General features: G+C 40.1%; 13 protein-coding genes and 2 tRNA genes. 6 read left to right on the top strand and 9 right to left on the bottom strand.

Going from position 1 to position 15392, the window contains the following annotated elements; translation table 11 throughout:
- Nucleotides 1-7: 7 nt before the first annotated feature.
- On the bottom strand, nucleotides 8-997 hold the full coding sequence (locus MTF66_RS32200) for a fatty acid desaturase (protein ID WP_248529688.1): 990 nt from the start codon (nucleotides 995-997) through the stop codon (nucleotides 8-10).
- A gap of 440 nt (nucleotides 998-1437) precedes the next feature.
- Nucleotides 1438-1522 (bottom strand) — tRNA-Leu (locus MTF66_RS32205).
- A gap of 271 nt (nucleotides 1523-1793) precedes the next feature.
- Here MTF66_RS32205 and MTF66_RS32210 point away from each other — a divergent pair.
- Nucleotides 1794-2294: an RDD family protein gene (locus tag MTF66_RS32210; protein ID WP_248529690.1), complete on the top strand. Its 501-nt coding sequence runs from the start codon at nucleotides 1794-1796 to the stop codon at nucleotides 2292-2294.
- A gap of 97 nt (nucleotides 2295-2391) precedes the next feature.
- Here MTF66_RS32210 and lptG read toward each other — a convergent pair whose 3' ends face one another.
- Together lptG and lptF are read right to left on the bottom strand one after the other, a co-directional pair.
- Nucleotides 2392-3459, bottom strand: a complete 1068-nt coding sequence (lptG, locus tag MTF66_RS32215) for an LPS export ABC transporter permease LptG (protein WP_248529692.1) — start codon at nucleotides 3457-3459, stop codon at nucleotides 2392-2394.
- Nucleotides 3456-4568, bottom strand: a complete 1113-nt coding sequence (gene lptF / locus MTF66_RS32220; RefSeq protein ID WP_036933683.1) for an LPS export ABC transporter permease LptF — start codon at nucleotides 4566-4568, stop codon at nucleotides 3456-3458. Before lptF ends, lptG begins: the two co-directional genes overlap by 4 nt.
- A 307-nt stretch (nucleotides 4569-4875) precedes the next feature.
- Between lptF and pepA the strand changes: the two genes are divergently transcribed.
- From pepA to MTF66_RS32235, 3 genes are all read left to right on the top strand, one after another.
- Nucleotides 4876-6387 (top strand): leucyl aminopeptidase, encoded by a 1512-nt coding sequence (pepA, locus tag MTF66_RS32225; RefSeq protein ID WP_054202239.1) that lies wholly within the window; start codon nucleotides 4876-4878, stop codon nucleotides 6385-6387.
- Nucleotides 6388-6559: 172 nt separating this feature from the next.
- Nucleotides 6560-7006 (top strand): DNA polymerase III subunit chi, encoded by a 447-nt coding sequence (locus MTF66_RS32230; RefSeq protein WP_008112488.1) that lies wholly within the window; start codon nucleotides 6560-6562, stop codon nucleotides 7004-7006.
- A 58-nt stretch (nucleotides 7007-7064) separates the two neighbouring features.
- Complete coding sequence (locus MTF66_RS32235) at nucleotides 7065-9917, top strand: valine--tRNA ligase (protein WP_109875295.1); 2853 nt, start codon at nucleotides 7065-7067, stop codon at nucleotides 9915-9917.
- A gap of 149 nt (nucleotides 9918-10066) precedes the next feature.
- Here the strand turns inward: MTF66_RS32235 and MTF66_RS32240 are convergent, their stop codons facing one another.
- Nucleotides 10067-11368 carry an outer membrane protein transport protein gene (locus MTF66_RS32240; protein WP_055012852.1) on the bottom strand — a complete coding sequence of 434 codons (1302 nt, stop codon included), beginning with the start codon at nucleotides 11366-11368 and terminating at the stop codon, nucleotides 10067-10069.
- A 282-nt stretch (nucleotides 11369-11650) separates the two neighbouring features.
- Between MTF66_RS32240 and MTF66_RS32245 the strand changes: the two genes are divergently transcribed.
- Nucleotides 11651-11974 carry a hypothetical protein gene (locus MTF66_RS32245; protein ID WP_054202242.1) on the top strand — a complete coding sequence of 108 codons (324 nt, stop codon included), beginning with the start codon at nucleotides 11651-11653 and terminating at the stop codon, nucleotides 11972-11974.
- Here MTF66_RS32245 and MTF66_RS32250 read toward each other — a convergent pair.
- A complete protein-coding gene (locus MTF66_RS32250; RefSeq protein ID WP_054202243.1) occupies nucleotides 11934-13151 on the bottom strand; it encodes an HD-GYP domain-containing protein in 1218 nt (405 codons plus the stop codon). The genes MTF66_RS32245 and MTF66_RS32250 overlap by 41 nt on opposite strands.
- Before the next feature lie 270 nt (nucleotides 13152-13421).
- Nucleotides 13422-13496, bottom strand: a tRNA-Arg gene (locus MTF66_RS32255).
- Nucleotides 13497-13733: 237 nt separating this feature from the next.
- Here MTF66_RS32255 and MTF66_RS32260 point away from each other — a divergent pair.
- Nucleotides 13734-13916, top strand: a complete 183-nt coding sequence (locus tag MTF66_RS32260) for a hypothetical protein (protein WP_010390860.1) — start codon at nucleotides 13734-13736, stop codon at nucleotides 13914-13916.
- A 36-nt stretch (nucleotides 13917-13952) separates the two neighbouring features.
- Here the strand turns inward: MTF66_RS32260 and MTF66_RS32265 are convergent, their stop codons facing one another.
- Nucleotides 13953-14744: a phosphotransferase gene (locus MTF66_RS32265; protein WP_248529693.1), complete on the bottom strand. Its 792-nt coding sequence runs from the start codon at nucleotides 14742-14744 to the stop codon at nucleotides 13953-13955.
- 8 nt (nucleotides 14745-14752) lie between these two features.
- The gene (pnuC, locus tag MTF66_RS32270) at nucleotides 14753-15376 is read right to left on the bottom strand and encodes a nicotinamide riboside transporter PnuC (RefSeq protein WP_010390857.1); all 624 of its coding nucleotides are present in this window, start codon (nucleotides 15374-15376) and stop codon (nucleotides 14753-14755) included.
- Nucleotides 15377-15392 lie beyond the last annotated feature (16 nt).

Raw genomic sequence — 15392 nt, forward strand, 5'->3', positions numbered from 1 at the left:
CTGAGTATCACTGATACAAGTTTGCTTGCTTAATACTGGCAAAATCATTAAAACGTACGCCGTGTTGGCGCATCACTTCAAGGATTTTTTTACTGATCATTTGTCGTAAATAAAACGGCTGATTCGGCACAAAATGATGAATAGTATGAGTATGCCCAAAGTTAAAACAAAATAAATTAAATGGCATAAACAAACGGCTAGTAATTACGTGAGTTTGTTCAAGCATATTATTCACACCGCCATAATAATGCATACTTGAAGTAACAAAATTAAGTGAGCTCGAACGCACAATGTTAGGCACAATCAGCACCACCATTAGAAATTCAAACACATTCATTACATCAAGCAGCAATACAGGTGAATTAGCAGCCAGTGGAGTGAACAAATTAACTAAGTTAAACACAATTACGCTATATAAAATGGCGAAATACGCAGTAGTAATGGGAAAACCTGCATTAAACACTTTAAAGAAGCTAAACCCATTAATTTCTTTACTAAAACGTTTTGCATTAATTAATAAACCGAGTAACCCATCAACAATTACCAAGGCACGTAAAAACGGATTTTGAATACCATTACCTACCAAACGTTCTTCTAAATCTTGCTCAGTACCCGACGTTTTATGATGATGTAAATGCATCTTGCGACGGTACCATGGGCTTATGGTATTAGGACGCATCAGCCACACGGTTAACATCATAAAATTATGCAAAAATGGTTGGTTGCTAAAGTACTGTTTGTGGATTAAGTCATGCTCAAGCTCATGGGAAATTGAGGTAGCAATGGCCGCTAAAATAATGCATAGCCAAGCGGGAATAATAGCAAAATAATATAGCGTGCCAATTCCGATTAATGCACTCAAAGAAAGTAATAAAATAGCCATTCCTAAGGTATTTTGATGCATTAATAGCGGGTGTTTTTTACGCAGTAATGCTTCTTCAGCCTTAATCGCTTTTACAATGGCTTGAATATTCTGTTTTGCGGTTAGTTGAGTCATGATGTTTTATTCGCAACAAGAGGTTGAGGTATATAATACCCGAGTCAAAACACATTGCATAACTTAGCACACCCGTATCAATGAAAAATACGATTAAAGTCAGGCCTGTATTTACTATATAACCTTAGTTCTGGATAAGAAACCTATCTCAAGCAGAGCTTAAGGTTAGGTAAACCAAAACGTTTACAGGCCAAGTTTAGATCAAAACCTACTGCTTATAAAAGTAGCAATGTTGGACACATTTTTTGTAATTAAAATCCGTGAACTCAAATCTTAGGCATAAAAAAACCTCAACCAATTTGGTCGGGGCTATAAAAAAATGGTACTAAGTTGCCGGACTTTTACTTATAACAGCGGCACCTCACGTGCCGCTCGAGTCCGGCAACTAAAATCTTAGGCATAAAAAAACCCCTGCTAAATCTAGCAGGGGCTATAAAAAGTGGTACCAGCGGCCGGACTTGAACCGGCACGCCTTGCGGCAGGGGATTTTGAATCCCCCATGTATACCAATTTCATCACGCTGGCATCATTTTTCTTTAACCTTCTAAACACGAGAAGATAAAGAAAAACCACTTAAGAGTGAAAGATTATGTACCCTCTTCCATCTCATTGCCTAGCATTATACAAACAATGAGCAAAGCGGCAAGCGTTTTATGTATTAAGCGTGATCGACCGCTTAACATTTAGGCAACCATTAACATTTGAACCAATAGCTGGTTAAGCACATAGCGTAATAGGTAGTATTTAGCGGCTTATTTGCTAAACTATCGCGCACATTAACAGTGAGAGTATATTTATGTCGGCTGAGTTTCCACGAGCAGGGTTTTGGCGTCGTTTTGCGTCATTGGTGTACGACACATTAGCTATTATCGCTTTTGCGATGCTAACGGTGGTATTGTATTTATTTGCTATCCAAGGACTTATTTCCCTTGATGTTATTGCCCTCAATGGCGCTGAAGATGTATCTGCACGTATTCAAGATTCACTATTACTTTCTGGTATTCGTAGCTCGCTGCTGGTGCTTGTTGGCTTGGTATTTTTTGGTTATTTTTGGACGAAAAGTGGGCAAACAATTGGTATGCGAGCATGGCGCTTAAAAGTACAAACCAGCCAAGGAAGTTTAATTAGCTGGCCACAAGCTATTATCCGCAGTATCAGCGCATTACTTGGTTTAGGAAATTTAGTGGTATTAGTCGACTTTAAAAATAAAAAAGCACTACAAGATTACTTATCAAAAACCGAAGTGGTTACGCTCACCAAAGAAGAAAATAAACGCGTGTATCGCGAACTAGATTAATACTTAATCTAGTGAATTGGTATAACCTCAAGCTAAAGCATAAAAAACGCGGCACTTTTAAAAAAGGCCGCGTTTTTTATTTAAGCTTTAAGTCTAGCTACACCCGCTTATTCATCAAATAAGCTGCAAACCCAGTAAATAAAATGCTCGGTAGAACGGCGCCTACAATGGCTGGGATTTGATATACCATTACCACAGGGCCAAATATCTCATTAGTTAAGTGAAACACTATCCCCGTTACCACTCCCATGATAATTCGTGCCCCCATAGTTACGGTTCGCAGCGGACCAAATATAAACGATAAGGCAACCAACAACATCACAGCAATAGACACTGGCTGCATTAATTTACGCCATAGTGCTAAATCATAGGTACTTGTATCTTGCTCATTTTGCTGTAAATAAGCTAAATATGACCACAATCCTGAAAATGACAGTGACTCTGGTTTTACTGAAACCACGCCAAGTTTTTCACCGGTAAGCTGCGACGGATAAAACTCTTCAGTAACTTGCTCCGTGGTAATAAGCTCTTCACTGATCAATACTTTGTTCACATCGCGCAGTAGCCAGCCATTATCACGCCCTACTGCTTCTTTTGCTTTAGTAATTTGTGTAAGTTGCAACGACTTATCAAAGTGGTACATATTTACGCCGCGCAGCATGCCATTTTGGTCAACATCTTCAATATTAATAAAGTTACTGCCATCTTTAGCCCACACGCCTTTTTGTGCATTAAATACATCCCCGCCATGAATAGCTTGGTTACGCATTTCTTTGGCGTGCAGCTGAGCAGCGGGCGCCCCCCACTCACCTAGCGCCATTACGCACAGCGCCATAAAAATTGCGGTTTTCATTACAGAGCCAATGATTTGTAAACGCGACATACCCGCGGCTTGCATCACTACCAACTCACTATTAGAAGCTAAAGCGCCTAACCCAGTTAAGCCACCAATAAGTGCTGCCATTGGGAAAAACACCACTAAATCGCCGGGCATACTATAAATGGTATATAGCAAGGCGGTCATAATATCGTAACTACCACGGCCAACCGATTTAAGTTGCTCTATAAATTTTATTAAAGTACTGATCCCCACCAACACCATTAGTGCAAATCCAGTCGTTTGCATAATGCTACGGCCTAAATACCAATCAAGCGTTTTCATCATATGTGTTGCTCCCGTTTAGTCACGACAGCCTTCAGCCAAACACCTAATGGGCGGCCTTTAATAATTAATAAACTACCTATAAATAATGCACTTAGGTGAATCCACCATAGGCCAATAGAGGGCGGAATTTTCCCATCTTCTACCGCAAACTTAGCCGCGTTGAGTAAAATGAAATACCCTAAATATAAGCTCAAAGCAGGTACTAATTTAGCAAATTTACCTTGGCGTGGATTAACAACGCTCAGGGGTACTGCTAGTAAAGTTAATAATGGAATAGATAACGGAATAGCTAAACGCCATTGCCACTGTGCAATTGCTTCTGGAGTGTTAATAGACATTAACTCACGAGTTGGCACAGCTTCTAACTTACGACGTTGATGTTCTATTTCTTGCTCGCGAATTTGTACGCTGTAACCATCAAATTCAGTTAAGTTAAGTGAAGGCGCTTCGCCGTCAGTTTCATAGCGCTTACCATCAGTGAGCACTAACTGCTGCTCACCATTTTGCGCTTCAATAACAACGCCCTGCTCTGCATAAACTAAACGCGCTAGGTCACTTTTTTCACTATCGGGTAGTTGTGCCACAAAAACTTTGTTGAGCTCTTTGCCGCCATTTTCAATATTATGAATAAACACCACGGCTTTTTCGTTACCGGTTTGTTGAAAACGTCCAGCTCGAAGTGCAGATAAACCAGCATCAGCTTTGGCTTGCTCTTTAAGTTGGTATTCTTGTTCGCTTGCCCACGGTGCAATATACAAAGTAAGTACCGCGGCCAACAACGCTAAGATGACACTTGAAATTAGCGTAATACGCACTACATACCACTCACTCACGCCACAGGCTTTAAGTACTGTCATTTCACTGTCGGCGTAAATCCGGCTGTAAGCTAAAATAATTCCTAAAAATAAGCTCAGAGGCAAAATTAACGATGCCAACTGCGGCAATTTAAGCGCAATCATGGCAAACACAAGCTTTGCTGGGATACTACCTTCTGAGGCATCACCAAGAATGACAACAAACTTTTGCGACAAAAATATGGTCATTAAAGTTAAAAATACGGCGACCTGCGATTTTAAAACCTCAGTGGTCAAATAACGGAAAATTAGCAACATTCGCCCCTGTTAAACATGGAATTTCAATTTAGTAATAAAAAACAATGAGTGAACTAGTTAATTCACTCATTTTAAATGAGTATTAAGCACATATTATAAGCCATCAATATTAATTATCCTACCTAACATCACGATATAATGTTGCATTAGTAACCCTTAAGCATATAAAGTTCAAATACACAGTAAGAGTCGAGTAAAATCTACTAATATTAGCGCTAGACCTAAAAATTTAGGTAAAAAGACTAGAAAACATATTTTTAGTCCCAACTTAGCTTCTATAGATGACTCAAAATCAGGAGTGACAATGGAATTCAACGTAAAAAGTGGTAGCCCAGAAAAACAACGCAGTGCATGTATTGTTGTTGGCGTATACGAACCACGCAGGTTATCCCCCATTGGTGAACAACTTGATAAAATCAGCGATGGTTATATCTCAAATTTATTACGCCGTGGCGACTTAGAAGGTAAGCCAGGGCAAGTATTACTATTACACCATGTACCTAATATTTTAAGCGAACGTATTCTACTCGTTGGCTGCGGTAAAGAACGCGAACTAGACGATAAACAATATAAACAAATTATTTCAAAAACTATCAACACCTTAAATGAAACAGGCTCGATGGAAGCAGTGTGCTTTTTAACTGAGCAACACGTTAAAGGCCGTGATACCTATTGGAAAGTGCGTCAAGCGGTAGAAACAACCCAAGACTGTTTATACACCTTCAATCAGCTAAAAAGTAAGAAAGTAGACCCACGTCGTCCACTGCGTAAAATGGTATTTAACGTTCCTACGCGCCGGGAACTGACTATAGGTGAAAGTGCCATTGAGCATGGCCTAGCGATTGCTGCTGGTAGCAAATTGTGCAAAGACGTTGCCAATATGCCGCCTAATATTTGTAATCCAGCGTATCTCGGCGAGCAAGCCAAAGAACTTGAGACTAATTTTGACAACATCACTGTTGAGCTGATTGGCGAAGATAAAATGGCAGAACTAGGTATGAACTCCTACCTAGCAGTTGGTCGTGGTAGTGATAACGAATCGGTTATGTCGGTAATTAACTACAAAGGCGCAGGCGATGACCAAGCGCCTATCGTATTAGTTGGTAAAGGCTTAACCTTTGACTCAGGCGGTATTTCATTAAAACCAGGCGAAGGCATGGATGAAATGAAATACGACATGGGCGGTGCTGCTGGTGTTATTGGTGCCATGCGCTCGCTTGCACAAATGCAGCTACCTATAAATGTAATTGGCGTTTTAGCCGGTTGTGAAAACATGCCAAGCTCAAACGCCTATCGCCCAGGTGATATTTTAACCACTATGTCTGGGCAAACGGTTGAAGTACTTAATACTGATGCCGAAGGCCGTTTAGTGTTATGTGACGCGCTAACCTATGTTGAGCGTTTTGAACCAGAAACCGTGATTGATGTTGCTACATTAACCGGTGCATGTATTGTTGCTTTAGGTGCCCACGCTACGGGTTTATTAGCAAACCATAATCCACTGGCGCATGATTTATTAAAAGCGTCTGAGCAAAGTGGCGATCGTGCATGGCAACTGCCATTATGGGATGATTATCAAGATCAACTAGAAAGCCCATTTGCCGACTTTACTAACTTAGGTGGCCGAGCTGCAGGTACTATTACTGCGGCCTGTTTCTTATCTAAATTTACTAAAAAGTATAACTGGGCACATTTAGATATTGCCGGTACGGCATGGCGCAGCGGCGCTAAAAAAGGTGCAACGGGTCGCCCTGTACCTATGCTAACTCAGTATTTATTAAACCGAGCAGGCATTAGCGAAGCAACCCAAGACTAACAAACCTGTAAAAGGCTTCACAGCCCAATATAGAGTATAAAATAAGGCGCTTTTAAAGCGCCTTATTTATTGGGTATTAATTGAAGCAAACCCCGTTATATGGCAAAATCCCCTTCTTAATTTGTGTGTATTTAATAACAGCACAATCAATGTCATGGGAAATCCCGATACAATGAACATGAATGCCCAGTTTTTCATTTTAAAGCAACAAGATGAGTCATTAGCTAAAGCCGATGATCACTTTGCTTTAGCAGCTCAAATAGCTGGGCAACAGTATCGGCTTGGTCAACGCGTATTTATTTTTGTAGACAGCGAAGCAACCGCCAACAGCATTGACGAAACTATTTGGACATTTGATGCCGACAGTTTTGTGCCCCACAATTTACAAGGTGAAGGCCCAAAAGGCGGCGCACCTGTAGAAATTGGCACAACACCACCTGTTGGTAATCGTAAAGTATTAATTAACTTGGCCAATCACTTACCGGATTTTATTCGTCGGTTTAACCAAGTTTTTGATTTTGTACCCGTAGAGCCCGTAGCCAAACAAGCCGCTCGTGAGCGCTTTAAAAAACTACGCCAACTCGGTGCCAATATCACCACGCAAGATATTAATCGCTAACGCTCACTGCGTACAAAGCTAACTAACTCATTTAAGTACTTATTTAAGGTTCTGTGTAATGGATAAAACCTACAATCCGCAAGATATTGAACAGTCTCTATATCAAGACTGGGAACAAAAAGGCTACTTTAAGCCATCTGGCCAAGGCACCCCATATTCAATTATGATCCCGCCGCCAAATGTCACGGGTAGCTTACACATGGGCCACGCTTTCCAAGATACCATCATGGATACCTTAACGCGCTTTAAACGTATGCAAGGTAACAATACATTATGGCAAGTAGGTACTGACCACGCAGGTATTGCCACGCAAATGCTAGTAGAGCGAAAGCTTGCGGCAGAAGAGGGGAAAACACGCCATGATTTAGGCCGTGATACATTTATCGATAAAATTTGGGAATGGAAAAACGAGTCTGGTGGCACAATCACTAAACAACTTCGCCGCTTAGGTGCTTCTGTTGATTGGGACCGTGAACGTTTTACCATGGACGATGGCCTATCAGAAGCTGTTAAAGAAGTATTTGTACGCCTTCATAAAGAAAACCTAATTTACCGTGGTAAACGCCTAGTAAACTGGGATCCAAAATTACACACTGCGATTTCTGATCTTGAAGTAGAAAACAAAGACAAACAAGGCCATATGTGGAACTTACGTTACCCACTAGCTGATGGCGTAAAAACGCAAGACGGTAAAGACTACATTGTTGTAGCCACTACACGCCCAGAAACTATGCTGGGTGACTCAGGTGTGGCAGTAAACCCAGATGACGAGCGCTACCAAGACCTAATAGGTAAAGAGGTTTTACTACCAATCGTTAATCGTCGTATTAAAATTGTTGCCGATGAACATGCCGATAAAGACAAAGGTACGGGCTGTGTAAAAATAACCCCTGCGCACGACTTTAACGATAACGAAGTTGGTAAGCGCCACAAGATGCCGATGATTAACATCTTCGACAAAGACGCGGCTATTTTAACCCAAGGTGAAACATACACCTTTGATGGTAAAGAACTTGAATTTGATGCGCCAATTCCTGAGCGCTTACATGGCCTGGACCGTTTTGACGCACGTAAAACCATTGTTGCTGAATTTGAAGAGCTAGGCCTACTTGAAAAAATTGAAGACCATGGCCTAACTGTTCCTTACGGTGACCGCTCTGGTGTTGTTATTGAACCACTACTTACTGACCAATGGTATGTACGTGTTGCACCACTTGCTGAACCTGCAAAAGACGCGGTTAAAAACGGCGACATCCAATTTGTACCTAAGCAATACGAAAACATGTACTTTTCGTGGATGAACGACGTACAAGATTGGTGTATTTCACGCCAGCTTTGGTGGGGTCACCGTATTCCAGCTTGGTACGACAGCGAAGGCAACGTATACGTTGGTCGTGATGAAGCAGAAGTACGCCGCGATAACAATATTGCAGATAGCGTAGCGCTTAGCCAAGACGAAGACGTTCTTGATACGTGGTTCTCATCAGCACTGTGGACCTTCTCAACCCAAGGTTGGCCAGAAAATACCGATGACTTAAAAACCTTCCACCCATCTGACGTGTTGGTAACCGGTTTTGATATCATTTTCTTCTGGGTTGCACGTATGATCATGATGACGCTGCACTTTATAAAGGATGAAAACGGCAAACCACAAGTTCCTTTTAAAACCGTGTATGTAACTGGCTTAATACGTGACGATAACGGCGATAAAATGTCGAAGTCTAAAGGTAACGTACTTGACCCACTTGATATGATTGACGGCATTGGCCTTGAAGACTTAGTACAAAAACGTACTGGTAATATGATGCAGCCAAAACTTGCCGCTAAAATTGAAAAAGATACCCGCAAAGTATTTGCAAACGGTATTGAAGCACACGGTACCGACGCACTGCGCTTTACCTTAGCAGCGATGGCTTCAACTGGTCGTGATATTAACTGGGATATGAACCGCCTTGAAGGTTACCGTAACTTCTGTAACAAATTATGGAACGCAAGCCGTTACGTATTAATGAACACAGAAGAGCAAGACTGTGGCTTTAACGATAGCGAAAAACAGTACTCGTTAGCTGATCGCTGGATTTTAGGTCAATATGAAGCCACGGTTAAAACCTACACCGAGCACCTTGATAACTACCGTTTTGATTTAGCGGCGAACACATTATATGAATTCACCTGGAATCAGTTCTGTGATTGGTACTTAGAACTAACTAAGCCGGTACTATTTAAAGGCAATGAAGCTCAGCAACGTGGTACACGTCATACACTTATTACCGTACTTGAAAGCTTACTGCGTTTAATGCACCCAATGATGCCTTACATTACAGAAACAATTTGGCAACGTGTAGCGCCACTTGCAGGGCTTGAAACAACAGGCACTAGCATTATGGTACAAGGCTTCCCTGTTTATAACCAAGCCAATGTTGATTCACAAGCAATGGATGACTTAGAGTGGGTTAAGCAATTCATTTTAGCAATTCGTAATATTCGTGGTGAAATGGATATTAGCCCAAGCAAGCCGCTATCGGTATTACTAGCGAATGCATCGAGCGACGATGTGCGCCGTATTAACGAAAATGAATCGTTTTTAGCGTCACTCGCTAAGCTTGAAGCATTTACTCTGCTTGAAAACAAAGACGATGCCCCAGCGTGTGCAACCTCTTATGTTGGCAACCTTGAGATTATGATCCCAATGGCGGGGTTAATTGATGTCGAAGCTGAACTTGCACGTATTAACAAGCAACTTGAAAAAGCTGAGAAAGGCCTAGCTCAAGTGCAAAACAAATTGGCTAACGAAAAGTTTGTTAACAATGCACCTGAAGCGGTACTCGCTAAAGAAAATGCTAAGCTAGCTGAATTTACCGATGCTAAAACTAAGCTACTAGAGCAAAAAGTTAAAATAGAAAGCTTATAATTAAGCTGTTACGGATGGCTTACGCCATTCGTAACCAGTTAATTTATAAGTATAAAAAAAGCCGCTTACTGCATTTGCTGTAAGCGGCTTTTTTTGTCTAGGCTCTAAGCTCTAGGCTCTAGGCTCTAGGCTCTAGGCTCTAGGCAGAATTAGAATGTGTAGTTGTACTGAGCACCTAATAATACTGCATGACCTTTTGATTCAAAAGACCATTGCTGTGGTAGTGTTTCGCTTTCTACTTTTTCAGTAAAGTTTTGTGTTTTACCACGTAATACGCTCACACCTAAATCAATATTTGAGTTTTGATCAATCGCATAGTTACCACCAAACGAGAACCAAAAACGGTCTGTATCAGGGATAGAAATTGATAAATGCTGTTGTGATACTGGTGATTCATCAAACGCAAAACCAGCACGAAGCATTAAATTTTCACTGTACTGGTAATCAGTACCGATTGAGTAACGCATTGCATCAGAGAAATCTTCTGTTTTTTCAAACGCACTGAACTTGCCACCTGTAGGTGCAGTAACTTGTGCTTCTAATGAGTCAAAGCTGCTCCAACCTGTCCATAGTACGCTGTAGTGAACGCCTAGCTTTTCATCTAACTGGTGAGAACCTGAGAACTCAGCAATTGCTGGTAGTGTAATTTCAACTGAGCCAGGTAATTCAACTTGACCGTTTAACCCACCAGGAATAAATGAAGGTAGTTCATTCGAGTACTCACCTTCAAAAGTAATATCTGTTTCTGTACGGTAATTAAAACCAAAGCGGCTATTTTCATCTAATTGGTACATTAAACCAACGTTTAAGCCGTAACCCATGTCATCACCTTCAAGGTGAACAGCATCAGCACTTGCAGGAATAGATGCAATAGCAGGGTTTACAGGAGGTACTACGCCAAACTTACGAATAATCTTCGCTTCTGCATAAATTGCATTTAAACCAATACCAAAACTGAACTGCTCAGATACTTTATAAGCAACACTTGCGTTCATGTTTACAGTAACAATTTCAGTTTCACCAGCAATTTGGCCAGCTGCGTAATCATCGTTAAACTCAGTGGCAAGGCCAAAGTTAGAAAATGCACCAAAACCAACCGATACTTTATCGTTTACTGGCATAGTGAAATAACCAGCAGGAATAATCGCGCTAGGTGCGATGCTGTCATCATCTAGTACGCTGTTATCTAAACCGTAGGCATTACCTGTGCCTTTTAGGCTAACATCAGGAATGACAGCCATAGCTGCAACGCTAAGTTGCTTCTCTTTAAACAACGTCATTAACGCTGGGTTACGAGCAACCACAGAGGCATCATCTGCTACAGACGCTTCACCTGCGTATGCACGACCTAAACCAGATACATTTTGCTCAGCAAGTTGAAAAGCCGCTGCAAAGGTATCAGCTGAAACAAATGCCAGCGATGCAGCAATAAGAGTTTTAGTAAATTTCATTGTTGTGTCCTTAGCCAAACTTACTGTTTGGATAGCTATGTGTGTTGTTATTAGAGTTTCAAACCCGCGTACACTACCTTAATTTTTTATAAAAAACCCTACTAAAACGTTAAAAAAGGCCAAAAAACACGTTTTTTAACGACAATTTAACAACTATTTAAAACTCATCGGAGCAGAAGTATGGTATTAGAGTATATACTCTAATGATATTAGTTCTCATTTGCATTGACTTAACTTGCGTTGCAATTTACACTGCCAATAAAATCACCAAGGGAGAAAACAGTGATCATTTTACTTATTGTTACAGCGCTTACTTTTTGTGGCTTAAGTGTTTATTTCTTTTATAAAGCAAATTATTGCGCGTGTACGCAGGCAGGTAAATGTGACAACCCAGTTAATCTCTATTGGTTAGCAGCCATTAGCATGGCAATTATTTCTTTGGTTTTTTGCTGCTTAGCGCTGCATGTAGAATTAGGCACATTACTGTGGATGACGTTAATGGGTAATTGCTTTTTAGGTGGGTATATTTCTGCTAAAACAAACAGAAAAAGACGATGCAAAAATACTAAAGCAGTAAATGCTCTTTTAAAAGTCGAGGCAAGTTAATTTTATAATCAGCTGGTTTTACACTTGCTTGTATTTTTATTTCATTATTATTTGAGCTCAAATCAATATCTTTTGCGGTAACATGATGGTTGTGTTTTGCGTTATAAAAAAGCTTAACTTTGGGCTTGATTGGATTTGAATGATTACCTTCTAGCACCAAGGCCAAACGCTCATTGGTTAACTTAACAATAGTACCCACCGGGTGAACACCTAAACACTTAATAAACAGCTGTACTAACTCTGCATCAAATAGCTGTTTATTTGCCAACAAATAACGCAGTGCATTAATAGGCTCATCCCCTTCTTGATGGGGTCTATCTGCGGTGAGCGCATCGTATACGTCAACAATCGCTAAAATCCGAGCAGGACGACTTATCTTGCTGTCATCGACTCCTCGAGGATAACCAGAACCATCAAGGCGCTCATGATGATTTACAATCATATCTAACATTAAAGAGGTGATGCCTTTCCCACCTTTTAATAACCCTAGGCTTTGTGCAACATGCTTTTTTATTGCCGTCATCTCGTTACCCGTAACTTTGCCAGGTTTAGAGAATATTCCTTGAGGTAATTTGGCCTGCCCTAGGTCATGCATTAATGCCCCCATAGCAAGCTCCTGAACAACATCGCGTTTATACCCTAGATACTTAGCGAATACCGCTGTAAAAATGGTGCAGTTGATCATATGACGCCAGTTATAGCTATGCTTATCTTTAATACGAGTTAAAATGGTCATTGCATGTTCATTACGAAATACTGAGCTGACTATTTCATTACTTATCTCATTAAGCGCATCAGTATTCAGTGACAAACCTGAGGTTAAATCACCAAAAATACTTTGTAATTTTCTGTTGTGGGCATCATAACTAACACTGGCTTTGGCAAACTCTTGTTGCAAGCTGACAACTCGCTTTTTACTAGCGGGCTTGTCTTGATTTGTAGCAGCGGCTTGTGGTTTTTCTTGTACTTTATATTTAGCCGGTACAGCCACATCACTTTTTGTAAAATCAATAAGAAGCTCTAGTACTCCTTCGGTAATTAAACGCTGAATTATAGATTTATCACGTACCAAACCACTGGTTTTAATTTTTATACCATCAACACTCTCCTGCTGCTTGGTCACGCTATTTACGTACATGCCGGGAATAAGCTCTGATATAGGTAAGGTAACTAACATAAATGTGAGGATTTCTATAATTAAGGAATATTTTCTTTTAATAGCATTATTTAGCTATAAAAGTCTAGCTTTTGAGTTTAGGGTAATAATAAATTATTAACACTAAAATCCTACGACTATTGATATTAAACTATAACCGCAGCACTGAGTATACGCCTAACGGTGTAAATTAGATTGCTACAAATATTATTATTTAACTGAGAATAAAAATAGTGAGTTAATTTAAATAGCTACGATCGTTTTGAAGGGGAGTAAAAAGTAAAACGCAAATGGCGCTCTCGGTAGGGATCGAACCTACAACTCAGCCTCCGGAGGGCCACGTGATATCCATTTCACCACGAGAGCACATTTGTTGCCTCCACATCAACTCGCGATATCAATGCTTTAGCATGCGCAATAATAAAGGCATCTTTGTATAAATACCAGCATGATTCGTTTACATGTCTATAATTTAAGCTAATCACTTAACAAAAGGTAAAAAAAGCGCTATTTATTTATATTCTATAAAAAAACAGTAACGCTTTAGACACATATTATCTATTATTGTCACTGGACGGAAAGATTAAACACGAGGAAGTAATTATGAAGTTAATGTCAACAGAACAAGTTGCTGAGTTTTTAGGAGTTAAAGTCGAGCGAGTTAAACGCTTAACACGAGAAAGCTTACTTATTGCCAAAAGTGAAGATGCTAATGGCGAACCACAGTATGACGCCGATGAAGTAGCTAAATATAAAGAGCTAGCAGCTCGGTTTGGTGGTTTGTAGCTAAACTTATAACTACTTGGGGATAAGCTGGGCTATTTATTGAATTAGATAATCCAGCTGCTCACACAATTTTTTAACCTTATCACTGACACCACGCGCAGAATACCAACAAATACAAAGCACTAAGAATACTACTTGATAACACTTTAACTTTTCTATCGAGGGACTAAAATTACACTGCTGAGGTAAATATGAATGATAGGTTTTCAGTAACTGCGCTTTTTGTATTTGTGTTAACTCAAAACTAACTGCTAATGCGGCTAAATCAAAGTAAACATCGTTAGTTTTAGCGTATTCAAAGTCAATTAAGTACATGCCCTCTGTGTTGAGAATAATATTTTCTTTAACTAAATCATTATGGCAAAAACCGTTATCTCTAGGTTGGCTATAAATATAGACTAAAGCTGATTCAACCCCCTGCTGATATTGCTGATAAAGTTCGGTGTCAGAGTAGTAACCAAGCTCGAACTTAATATCCATTGGCTCTGTTACGATATTATGTTGGTGTAAACTGACCAATTTTTTTATTAGTTCAGATGTGTAGTTGTCTTGCGCTATATCACCGTCAATATATTCAAAAATGGCTAACTTTTTTTCTTCATTGAGCCACATTGGTGCAGGACAAACTTTATACTCTGCAAAGCTTGCTTGCGCTGCTAAGCCTATAGATGGCCAGTGTTCCCGATAACTCTTCAATAGGTAAGCTTGCTGCGCTGTATGGACAAGGAAATTATCGTTACTTAAACCACTATACAAACGCTCACTACTGAGAACATTAAGTTGCGGGTCAAAAGCGCTAAATATAGCGCTTATATTGTCAAAGGTCATTGTGGCTCTTATAGCTGTGCTAGAGGCTTAGCTTGCTCTTGCTCGTACTCTTCATACCAGGTTTTAAACCCCCATGCTGCCATTAACGTGTAGAAGATAAACAACGCAAGTGTTGGGTAATAGCCTTTTTCGTAATACAAGTACATCGAAGCGGCATCTATCACTATCCAATATAACCAATTTTCCAGCACTTTTTTGGCCACTAAATAAGTAGTAACAACAGCAAAACAAGTGGTAAAACTATCTAAATAGGCAAAATCAGCATGGGTATAATTAGTCATTATATAGCCCAAAATTATCGCAACTAAGGACGTTATACTGATAATGCCAATATGTTGACTTACCCGCCATGATGTAATTGCTAATTCCTGTTTACCTACTCCACTCCTCCTCCATGCTAGCCAGCCATAGACTGCCATATACATATAATAAAAATGCAGCAATGACTCCATTAATAAAGCGCCATTCCAGTACATAATAGTGTAAATTAAGGTACTAAAGAATGCCGCAGGCCAGCACCAAAGGTTTTCTTTGATAGCTAATAAAAGGTAAGTCATAGACAAAGCCACTGCAATATATTCCCAGTGTGACATCGCAGTAAACCCAGCAAGAGTTTGGTTAATAAAGTCCATTATTGGCTCACTAAGC

The organism is Pseudoalteromonas sp. 2CM39R (assembly GCF_023161845.1).

Coding starts and splice junctions, on each gene's coding strand:
- MTF66_RS32200 (WP_248529688.1), bottom strand. CDS start 997: ATGACTCAACTAACCGCAAAACAGAATATTCAAGCCATTGTAAAAGCG.
- MTF66_RS32210 (WP_248529690.1), top strand. CDS start 1,794: ATGTCGGCTGAGTTTCCACGAGCAGGGTTTTGGCGTCGTTTTGCGTCA.
- lptG (WP_248529692.1), bottom strand. CDS start 3,459: ATGATGAAAACGCTTGATTGGTATTTAGGCCGTAGCATTATGCAAACG.
- pepA (WP_054202239.1), top strand. CDS start 4,876: ATGGAATTCAACGTAAAAAGTGGTAGCCCAGAAAAACAACGCAGTGCA.
- MTF66_RS32230 (WP_008112488.1), top strand. CDS start 6,560: ATGAACATGAATGCCCAGTTTTTCATTTTAAAGCAACAAGATGAGTCA.
- MTF66_RS32235 (WP_109875295.1), top strand. CDS start 7,065: ATGGATAAAACCTACAATCCGCAAGATATTGAACAGTCTCTATATCAA.
- MTF66_RS32240 (WP_055012852.1), bottom strand. CDS start 11,368: ATGAAATTTACTAAAACTCTTATTGCTGCATCGCTGGCATTTGTTTCA.
- MTF66_RS32250 (WP_054202243.1), bottom strand. CDS start 13,151: ATGTTAGTTACCTTACCTATATCAGAGCTTATTCCCGGCATGTACGTA.
- MTF66_RS32260 (WP_010390860.1), top strand. CDS start 13,734: ATGAAGTTAATGTCAACAGAACAAGTTGCTGAGTTTTTAGGAGTTAAA.
- MTF66_RS32265 (WP_248529693.1), bottom strand. CDS start 14,744: ATGACCTTTGACAATATAAGCGCTATATTTAGCGCTTTTGACCCGCAA.
- pnuC (WP_010390857.1), bottom strand. CDS start 15,376: ATGGACTTTATTAACCAAACTCTTGCTGGGTTTACTGCGATGTCACAC.